The 10,377-nt window shown below is 60.9% G+C and carries 6 protein-coding genes and 2 rRNA genes; 1 reads left to right on the top strand and 7 read right to left on the bottom strand.

The genetic code is table 11. The annotated features are described in order from the left end of the window. The first annotated feature begins 450 nt into the window (after nt 1-450). Entirely contained in the window at nt 451-1,941 is a 1,491-nt protein-coding gene (locus EAH78_RS13485) for an aldehyde dehydrogenase family protein (protein WP_140667964.1), read from the top strand. A 123-nt stretch (nt 1,942-2,064) separates the two neighbouring features. Here EAH78_RS13485 and qhpG read toward each other — a convergent pair whose 3' ends face one another. The 7 genes from qhpG to EAH78_RS13520 all read right to left on the bottom strand — a co-directional run. Further along, nucleotides 2,065-3,354 carry a flavin-dependent monooxygenase QhpG gene (gene qhpG / locus EAH78_RS13490; RefSeq protein WP_140667965.1) on the bottom strand — a complete coding sequence of 430 codons (1,290 nt, stop codon included), beginning with the start codon at nt 3,352-3,354 and terminating at the stop codon, nt 2,065-2,067. Next, the gene (gene qhpE / locus EAH78_RS13495; protein ID WP_140667966.1) at nt 3,351-4,028 is read right to left on the bottom strand and encodes a subtilisin-like serine protease QhpE; all 678 of its coding nucleotides are present in this window, start codon (nt 4,026-4,028) and stop codon (nt 3,351-3,353) included. Before qhpE ends, qhpG begins: the two co-directional genes overlap by 4 nt. Continuing rightward, entirely contained in the window at nt 4,018-5,736 is a 1,719-nt protein-coding gene (locus EAH78_RS13500; protein WP_140667967.1) for an ABC transporter ATP-binding protein, read from the bottom strand. The genes qhpE and EAH78_RS13500 overlap by 11 nt, the downstream gene beginning before the upstream one ends. Continuing rightward, nucleotides 5,736-7,640, bottom strand: a complete 1,905-nt coding sequence (locus EAH78_RS13505; protein WP_140667968.1) for a sigma-54-dependent Fis family transcriptional regulator — start codon at nt 7,638-7,640, stop codon at nt 5,736-5,738. The genes EAH78_RS13500 and EAH78_RS13505 overlap by 1 nt, the downstream gene beginning before the upstream one ends. A 120-nt stretch (nt 7,641-7,760) precedes the next feature. Continuing rightward, nucleotides 7,761-9,653 carry a penicillin-binding protein 2 gene (gene mrdA, locus EAH78_RS13510; RefSeq protein WP_140667969.1) on the bottom strand — a complete coding sequence of 631 codons (1,893 nt, stop codon included), beginning with the start codon at nt 9,651-9,653 and terminating at the stop codon, nt 7,761-7,763. 228 nt (nt 9,654-9,881) lie between these two features. Continuing rightward, a 5S ribosomal RNA gene (gene rrf / locus EAH78_RS13515) occupies nt 9,882-9,997 on the bottom strand. Between the two features lie 167 nt (nt 9,998-10,164). Then, nucleotides 10,165-10,377, bottom strand: a 23S ribosomal RNA gene (locus tag EAH78_RS13520); the annotation flags it as partial.

A 10,377-nucleotide genomic window follows, 5' to 3' on the forward strand; every position in this document is an offset into this window, starting at 1 on the left:
CAATCAAGGGCCTGGAACAGCCTTTGAAAGAGAGCGCCTGCGTCTAATATCGCGACAGGTGTTGCAGTTTGAGACAAGCATAGATGCCCGGCGGGAACAGCTCTTCGCTCGACGATTGACGGCACAGGGAGGCGAGTGAGAAATCGTGGTTCACCGATTGCCAGCAAGCGGATTAAAAGTGGCAAGCATCACTGTGTGTGTGGCCGGGGAAATGTTCCGTCATTGCACCTACAGAGCCTGAAAGTCCTAGTGCGCAACACGAGAGGTCTCAAGGTCGCAATCGGAGTGCTCGTCGTCTCAGAGGGTGTCGCAATTTGCGAAAGAATCACTCCAGCCACCCGTCTTTTTCGTCAGGCGAACCCCGGCCAGTCAATGGCTCGCCGGACCTTGCGGCGACTTGGCACAGCCATTGCGAAAGCCCTGTTCTCACGAACAATAAGAGGCTTCGCCATGTCGCTCCCTAAAGTGCTTCCTGCCACTTCCGCCTTTATCCAGCGCGCCCCGCGCATGCTCATTGGCGGTGACTGGGTCGAGGCCGCCGATGGCCAGACCATGCCCCTGCACAACCCGGCCACCGGTGAAGTGTTGTGCGTGGTGCCACGAGCCACGCCCGAGGATGTCGACCGCGCGGTGCTGGCGGCGCGTCAGGCCTTCGATGATTCGGCCTGGACCCGCACCCGCCCGCGCGAACGGCAGAATCTGTTGTGGAAACTCGCCGACCTGATGCAGCGCGATGCCGAGCTGCTGGCGCAACTGGAATGCCTGAACAACGGTAAAAGCGCGGTGGTGGCGCAGGTGATGGACGTGCAACTGGCCATCGATTTCCTGCGCTACATGGCCGGTTGGGCGACCAAGATCGAAGGCTCCAGCGTTGAGGTGTCGTTGCCATTGATGCCCAACGATCAGTTCCACAGCTTCATCCGTCGCGAAGCGGTGGGCGTGGTCGGCGCCATCGTCGCCTGGAACTTCCCGCTGTTGCTGGCCTGCTGGAAGCTCGGCCCGGCCCTCGCCACCGGTTGCACGGTGGTGCTCAAACCGGCGGACGAAACCCCGCTGACCGCGCTGAAACTCGCTGAACTGGTGCTGGAAGCCGGGTACCCCGAGGGCGTGTTCAACGTGGTCACCGGCACCGGCATCACCGCCGGTTCCGCCCTGACGCACAACCCGCTGGTGGACAAGCTGACCTTCACCGGCTCGACCGCCGTGGGCAAGCAGATCGGCAAGATCGCCATGGACTCCATGACCCGCGTGACTCTGGAACTGGGCGGAAAATCACCGACCATCGTCATGGCCGACGCCGACCTGCCGAGCGCCGCCGCTGGAGCTGCCAGCGCGATTTTCTTCAACCAGGGCCAGGTCTGCTGCGCAGGTTCGCGGCTGTATGTGCAGCGCAAGCATTTCGACAATGTGGTGGCGGATATTGCGGGCATCGCCAACGCCATGAAACTCGGCAACGGCCTGGACCCGAGCGTCGAGATGGGGCCGTTGATTTCGGCGCGGCAGCAGGAACGGGTGTACGGGTATATCGAAAAGGGCCGGGAAAGTGGCGCGACCATCGCCTGCGGTGGCGAGCAATTCGGCCCGGGCTTTTTCGTCAAGCCAACCGTGATTGTCGACGTCGATCAGAAGCATTCGCTGGTGCAGGAAGAGATTTTTGGTCCGGTGCTGGTGGCGATTCCGTTCGATGACGAGGCCGATGCGTTGCGCATGGCCAATGACAGTCCTTATGGGCTCGGGGCAAGTATCTGGTCGAATGATCTGGCGGCGGTGCACCGGATGATTCCGCGGATCAAATCGGGGTCGGTGTGGGTAAACTGCCACAGCGCCCTGGACCCGGCGCTGCCGTTTGGTGGGTACAAGATGTCGGGGGTTGGGCGGGAGATGGGGTATGCGGCGATTGAGCATTACACCGAGTTGAAGTCGGTATTGATCAAGCTCTGATTTGCGGCGCTTTTTAGGTCGCCTTCGCGAGCAAGCCCGCTCCCACATTTGATTTGTGATCGCCACAGAACCAATGTGGGAGCGGGCTTGCTCGCGAAGGCTCCAGACCAGCCACTATAGATTTCAGGGTTTGAAACCCTGGGCCAACAACCAACCCCGAACCACCCGCCCCTGCTCCACCGTCAACCCCGCCAGCACCTGCTCAGCCAGCTCAGTACGCAACCGCCGCACCAACGGCGCCACCTCAACCCCTTGCACATGCCAGATGCCCAACGGCTGATCCGTCGTGATCACCACTTCGGCCTCATCCACGAAACCATCCCGCAGCACCGGCGCCCGCTCAATCCTCAACGCTGCGAAATCCGCTTCGGCATGGGCCACCTCAGCATCCGGCCATTGCCGCCGCGTCTGCCAGAATGGCGCCTCCAGCCAACGCTGTTCATCGGCGTAAAAGTCGCGACCGATCCGCGCAAAGCGTAAAAACAGCTGCTCCACCCGCTGCTGATGAAAGCGCTGGGCCAGGGCCGTCCGCTCGGGTTTTCGCAACAGCGTATTGATCACGGCCGGCGCCTGTAGCGCTGAAGACAGTGATTGAAAAATCCCGTTGCCCGACAGCGGGTCCACCGCCATCGCCGCATCCCCGACCCGAATCCAGTGTTGGCCGCAGACCTGCGGACACAGGATCGCAGTGCTGCTGCGGGCATGCAGTTGCAGATCGATTTCAGGCGTGGCGCCGAAAAACGCCTGAGCCAGCGCCGAGCCCCGGCGCCGCTGCCGGCAATAGTCGAGCAATTTCGCCTTGCCCGGCAGGTCGGCGCTGGCCACGTCCACCGTCCACTGCCAATAACACTGGCCATCAGCCCGCCGCGCCATCCACGCCCAGCCATCCTCAAGGCTTTCGACCGCGCTGGCGGTGCTGCCCGGCGTGGCCTGCCAGCGATTGAGCAGGCTGACCGTCTCCGGCCCTCTCAGGCCTTTGCCGAGCGCCGGCGCCTGACGCCCTCGGGCCTCCACCAGAAAGTCCGCGACCAGCGCTTCACGCCCTTCGATCTCGATTCGATGCGCCGTAGCACCGGTCTGAACCGTCAGCACCCGACCTTCGATTACCTCGACTCCCGCCAGGCGCAGGTCTTCGCGCAGACCTCGGTCGAAGGCTGGACGGTCCAACAGGAATTCAATGTTCTGCGCATGCTGCTGACCGTTCCACGACACCTGCCGTTGGGAAGGCAATGCCGCCTCCGCCAGCGCCTGATGCAGACCCGCACCGCGCAAGGCTTCCAGCACCCGCACCGAAACACCTTCCAGCGCGGCAAACCGGCGCCACTCGCTGACCAACGTCACCGGATAACCGAGCCGGCGTAAACCCAGGGCCACCGTCGCCCCAGCAGGCCCGGCGCCGAGAATCACAATCATGGCCCGAAGCGCCGTTCAGGGCCGCGATAACGCGCATGCTCGCGCAACCAATCGACAATCTGTGCGTTACTCGCCTCAGGGTGGACGACCAGAAAAGCGGCGATATGCCCGCTCAACGCCGCACACCCCAGACTGGCGCCGGACTGCCCCGGATAAGTCCCATGCACACACGCGGCGAAATCCGCTTGCGCGCTGTTGAGCCACGACCATTCCTGTTCAGCACAACGAGCGTCGCCGGTAACGCGCAGCACCTGCGGATAATTGGCCGGGAACACACCCTCGCCTTGCGCCGGACTGGAGGCGCAGAGCAGAACCCCGCGTGCCACCGCCGCTGCGCAGGCTTCGCGCAACAGGCTGCGATCCTGTCGCAAGCCGAGGCTCAAATTGATCAGCCGAACGTCCTGTGCCACCAGCCAATCGATAGCGCTGGCGATCTGCAAGGCGCTGGTGACGCCGCGCTGATCAAACACCTGCCCCACACAGAACACCGCTGAAGGTGCCCGCCGGCCGATGGCTTCAATCACTGCGCTGCCGTGGCCCAGCGGATCATCGCGCAAGTCGCTTTCGGCGAGGGCATCGTCCAGCAACGAGAAGCGCCGACCCGCGACGACCTGCACCCGTTGCGCCGCCGAATGCCCGCTGTCGACCACACCGATGCGCAACTCAGGCTTCATGCAGCACCGTTTTTGAAGTGAGCACGCCGTCGAGCATTTCAAAACGCAGATCGGCATCGGCCAGGGTTGAGGGGCGATGGCTGATCAGGATGCGGGTACGTCCGGCAAACAGTCGGTCGATAGCCTCGATGACTTCGCGCTCGGTGGCTTCATCCACCGCTGAGGTGGCTTCGTCGAGGACCAGAATCAGCGGGTCCTGCAAGAGTGCCCGGGCAATGGCGATGCGTTGTTTCTGCCCGCCCGACAGCTGCTGGCCGCGCTCGCCCAACGGACTGTCGAGGCCTTCGGGCAACGATTGGATCAGGCTGTCGAGTTGCGCCAGCCGCGCGACTTCGGTAATCGCTTCGCGACTGGCGTTCGGTACGGCGTAAGCAAGGTTGTCGGCGAGGCTGCCGCGAAACAAAACGATGTCCTGACTGACCACGGCAATCCGCTGGCGCAACTGGAACAGGTCCAGCTCCCGAAGGTCGACCTCCCCCAGCAACACACGGCCGGACTGCGGATCATGATGGCGTTGCAGCAGGTCGATCAGGGTTGATTTGCCGACCCCGGAGCCGCCGCTGAGGGCGACTTTCAAGCCGTAGGGAATACGCGCTTCGATACCGCGCAAGGTGGTCGGCCGGCCGGGATGGCTGAAGTGCACATCGTCAAATCGCAGGTCACCCGAAGTCGGCATCGGTTGCGGCTGGATCGGTGTCAGGACGGTCGGTTCTTCGCCGCGCAATTCCATCACGCGGCCGAGGCTGACGGTCATCCGTTGGATGGCGACGTAGAGCCCGAGCAGGCTCTGAACCGGTCCAACGGCCATGCCCAGATAGGTAGAAAACGCGATCAAGGCGCCCAACTGCCAAGTCCCCTGCACCACCCAGTAACCACCGATCAAAAATGCGCAGGCGCGGGACAACGACGTCAATGTGCCCGGTACGGCCTGGGTAAAAAACTCGGTGACTTGCAGGCGCAGCAATTGGCTCATGTAGCCATGGCCCAGCGTTTCCAGGCGCCGCGCCTCACGCTGTTGCTGGCCGGCGGACTGGATGAATTTCATCACCGGCAACGTCTCGACCATGAACGAGGACATGTCCGCCGAGCGCTCGCGCAATTGCCGCACATCGCGCTCGACCTTGCGCCGCATCCAGCGCAGCCAGAGTACGTCTAGGGGAATCAACACCAGCGCCAACAATGAGAGTTTCCAGGACAGGGTCAGCAGCATCGCCACCGCGCAGACCAGACCGATCACACTCGATACCGCCGAAAACAGCGAGTCCACAGCAAAACGCTGGATCTCGGCGACATCGCCATCGAGGCGCGACATCAGGTCGCCGATCCGCCGCTGACCGTAAAAGCTCGGAGAGAGGGTCTGCAAATGCCGATAAAGGTCATCGCGCAAGGCAAACAAAATTCGCCCGGACAAGCGCGTGTGCAGGTAGCGATTGATGCCCGACAGCGCCGTGCCGAGCAGCCCGGCAACGATCATCAGCCCGGCGATCAACACCAACATCGGAAAGTTGCGCGCCAGCAGGCCATCGTCGATCAGAAGCTTGGTCAACCAGGGTTGCACCAACACCAGCAACGAGGCGCACACCGACAAACCGAGCAGCCCGGCGATGGCCAAACGATGGGGACGCACGAAGCTGTAGAGCCAGCGCAATGCCGCTTGCAGGGCTTCGGGATTTTGGCTGTCGATCAGCCGAACGATCAGGCGCTGCATCACGAACGCAACTGTTTGAGCTTGCGATACAGGGTCGCGCGACTGATGCCCAACGCGTCGGCGGCGGCCGAGACGTTGCCCTGGTGCGTGTCCAGGGACTGACGAATCAGTTCCAGTTCATTTTCACGGATGCTGCCAGCCTGAGGGCGTTCGGTGGCGGTCAGTTCGTCGAGCATGCTGTCGGGCAAGTGGTCGAGGGTGAGGACACTCTCCCCCGGTTCGCGCATGGCCAGCGCGGTGCGCAATACCATTTCCAGTTGGCGGATGTTGCCCGGCCACTGATAGCCGCTGAGCAATCGGTTCAAATCGTCATGCAGGACGACGGCCGGAGCATTGAGCCTGATCAGCAATCGCCCGACCAGCGCACTGAAATCTTCGCGCTCGCGCAGGGCCGGGAGCATCACGCTGATGCCGTTGACCCGGTAGAACAGGTCTTCGCGGAAGTGCTTGTCTTCCACCAGACGCTTGAGGTCGCGGTGCGTGGCGCAGATCAATGCGACGTCGATGTCTTGCTCTTCACCTGCACCCAGTGGCGCGACTTTGCGGTCTTGCAGCACTCGTAGCAAACGCGCTTGCAAGGCCAGCGGCATGTCGCCGATTTCATCGAGAAACAAGGTGCCGCCGTGGGCCTGTTGCAGACGACCGATCATGCCGCCACGACGGGAGCCGGTGAAGGCGCCTTCGCGGTAGCCGAACAGCTCCGACTCGATCAGGCCTTCGGGAATGGCCGCGCAGTTCACCGCGATAAAGGGTTTGTCGCAACGGGTTCCCGCCATGTGCAGAGCGCGGGCGATGACTTCTTTACCGGTGCCGGTTTCACCAAGCAGCAACACCGGCAACTCATTGGCCAGGCCCTGCCGGGCCATGCGCAAGGCGCGGGCATAACGCACATTGCTGCCGGCCAGGGATTCAAGGTCCGGCTGGGGTTTCGCGGTTTTGGCGGTCGTGCGCGTTGGGGTGCTGACGTTGATTGAGCGCTGCGGCGCGCGCAGGGTTTTATAGAAGAATTCGCCCTTGGCGGTTTGCAGGCTGCCGACGCCGCCCTGGTGCAAACGCGATAAAAGTTGCAGGCCATCGACACCGAGGAATTCTTCGCAACGTCGACCGACCAGTGCCGAGCGTTCGGCGTGGAGCAACTGACAGGCCTGAGCACTGACCGCAAGGATCTGACCGCCAAGGCTCACCGCCAGCAGGCCTTGCCAAGGCGATTCGAGATATTGACGACGGCTGTGGAAGGCCAGGACGATTTCGTCCGGATAACTGGCGTTGAACACGCGACTTTCAATCTGGCTGACCGCCATCGCCAGCAACGCGGTGCTGTCGTGGACGCGGCCCAGCGGTCCTTCGCGGGTCAGGTCGAGTACGCCAAGGATGTCGCCTTGGGGGCAATAAATCGGCACCGAGGTGCAAGAGAAATCGGTCAGGCGATCGAGGTAATGTTCACCGCAATCGATCATCGTCGGCCGGGCTTCGACCAGTGCAGTGCCCAGCGCATTGGTGCCGCGAGCGGCTTCGCTCCAGCAGGCGCCCAGGGTGATGTCTTGCAGCCCGCTGCCCTTGAGGCGGTCGGCGCGCCCTTCGACTGCGAGGATGGTGGCATCGGAATTGGCAAGGATGATCAGGCCTTCCTTGCCTTGACGTTCGGCCAGGTAATCAATCGCCGGCAATGCCGCGTCGATCAGCAGTCGGTTGCTCGCCAGTAGCACATCAAGGCTGGCGCTCGATTCCAGCGCCAGTTCGTGCTTGCCATTGAAATGCACACCATGACTGAGGCTGCGTCGCCACGACGCATCGATTTCCGCGCGCAATACGCCATCGGGGACTTCGCCCTCCAGATGGAGTTTTTCCCGGGCCAGCCGAGCTTCGCGGTGCAGTTTGGGTGGTGTTGTTTTTATTAGCGTCATCAAGCGCTCCGAATCGGTCCGCCCTGCGCTTTTTCAAGTTCAGCGCCCTGCCGCAATCTTTACGTTAACGTCAGGGCGATGGCAAGTGCCTTACGGCACTTGTGTTTGCGAAGTAACGACTTAGACGTGAGGATCACCTGGCACTTTGCTCGGGGCAGCGTACTGCGGCTTCAGGTGGCCGTCCTGATCAAGCAGCCAGGCGTCCATGATCTGCCGCACCACAGGACCGGCGACGCGACCACCCGCCTCGCCGTTTTCGATCATCACCGAGATGACGATCTTCGGGTGCTCAGCCGGGGCGAAACCGACGAACAAGGCGTTGTCGCGGTTACGCTCCAGGGTTTTCGCCCGGTTGTAGCGCTCGCCCTGCTTGATCGCGACAACTTGCGCGGTACCACTCTTGCCAGCGATGCGGTACTGAGCCCCAATCGCTGCCGCCCGGGCAATCCCACGCGCATCGTGCATCACCATCTGCATGCCGTGGTTGACCTGCTCCCAGTCATGCGGATTCTTGAGCAGGATGTTGGGCATCGGATGCTCATCCACCGGCGCGACGCCATCCACGGTCTTGGCCAGGTGCGGTCGATTCCACACACCTTTGTTGGCGATCAGCGCAGTGGCCTGGGCCAATTGCAGCGGCGTGACCTGCATGTAGCCCTGGCCGATGCCGAGGATCACCGTCTCGCCAGGAAACCAGGCCTGACGGCGTGTGGCGCGCTTCCAGGCTTGGGACGGCATCAGACCCGCAGACTCTTCAAACATGTCCAGCGAGACTTTCTCGCCAAGGCCGAACATCGCCATGTAATCGTGCAGTCGATCGATGCCCAGTTTGTGGGCCAGGTCGTAGAAGTAGGTATCGTTGGAGCGCATGATCGCGGCGTCCATGTCCACCCAACCGTCGCCGCTGTGGTTCCAATTACGGTATTTGTGATCGAAGTCCGGGAGCTGGTAGTAACCCGGATCGAAGACACGGGTCTGCGGGGTGACGACGCCAGCATCCAGGCCGGCAATGGCCACCTCGGGCTTGATGGTCGATCCCGGCGCGTAGAGGCCGCGCAGCACACGGTTGAACAGCGGACGGTCGATGGAGTCGTGCAGTGCTGCATATTCCTTGAAGCTGATCCCGGTGACGAACAGGTTTGGGTCGAAACTTGGCTTGCTGACCATGGCCAGCACTTCACCGGTCGACGGGTCCAGTGCAACGACTGAACCTCGACGATCACCCAAGGCTTCTTCGGCGGCTTCCTGAAGTCTGACGTCCAGGCTCAGGACAATGTTTTTACCGGGGACCGGATCAGTGTGCTTGAGCACACGCAGCACGCGGCCTTGGGCGTTCGTTTCGACCTCTTCGTAACCAACATGGCCATGCAATTCAGATTCGTAGAATTTTTCGATGCCGGTTTTGCCGATGGATTGAGTGCCGCGGTATTCCACGTTGTCCAGGGCTTTAGATTCTTTCTCATTGATGCGACCGACGTAGCCAATCGAATGCGCGAAGTGCGCCCCCATCGGGTAGTGGCGCACGAATTGAGGCTCGACATCGATCCCCGGCAGGCGGAACTCATTGACCGCCAATACAGCAATCTGCTCTTCGCTCAGTTCATAGAACAGAGTCACCGGCACGAACGGATGACGGGCCTGCTTCATTGCCTTGTCGAACAATGTTCGATCTTCTGGCGGCAGGTGCAGGAGGTTGACTACCTCATCCAATTCTTCTTTGACATCGGAGGTGCGTTCGCGGGTGATGGTCAGGTTGTAGCTCGGCCGGTTGTCCGCCAGGACCACGCCATTACGGTCGTAGATCAGCCCACGGGTGGGCGTGATCGGCAGGACGTGGACACGGTTGTTTTCGGAGATGGTCGAGTGGTAGTCGAATTCGACCACCTGCAGGACATACATGCGCACCACCAGCGCACACGTAATAGCAACAACGAACAAGCCGCAAGCCATCAGTCTTTTGTTGACGAGGCTTGTCTCTTTTTCGTGGTCCTTGATCGGTATCGGTTCAGGCATTTCTGCGGCAACTCTTTGACGAAAGACGGGTGCCGATCCGTAGGCTTGAAATCAATCCGTTAAAAAACGAGCTGCACCATACCAAAAACTGACCGGTCGCTTTAGTGCGATTTCCTCTAACGGTCGTACGTGAGGGCCTAAATGACGGTCGGCCATGCTGTCTGGCACTTTCCTGCGGACAAAACAAAACCCCTACCTGCATACGCAGATAGGGGTTTCGGAATTTAATCTTGACGATGACCTACTCTCACATGGGGAAACCCCACACTACCATCGGCGATGCATCGTTTCACTGCTGAGTTCGGGATGGGATCAGGTGGTTCCAATGCTCTATGGTCGTCAAGAAATTCGGTAGCCAGGTCGTTYKCCTTKCGGWTCACGCTCCAGCGAATGGGTATGTAATAGATTTGTGTGTTTGATTCGAAYTTTCGACAATGTATCGTCTTCACACACCGCAATCTGGTGCTCGTTCGCTTTTCAGCTCGAAGCAAGCAAATTGCTTGGGTGTTATATGGTCAAGCCTCACGGGCAATTAGTATTGGTTAGCTCAACGCCTCACAGCGCTTACACACCCAACCTATCAACGTCGTAGTCTTCGACGGCCCTTCAGGGGACTCAAGGTCCCAGTGAGATCTCATCTTGAGGCTAGTTTCCCGCTTAGATGCTTTCAGCGGTTATCTATTCCGAACATAGCTACCCGGCAATGCCACTGGCGTGACAACCG

The sequence above is a fragment of the Pseudomonas arsenicoxydans genome (assembly GCF_006438915.1).
GTDB classification, from domain to species: domain Bacteria; phylum Pseudomonadota; class Gammaproteobacteria; order Pseudomonadales; family Pseudomonadaceae; genus Aquipseudomonas; species Aquipseudomonas arsenicoxydans_A.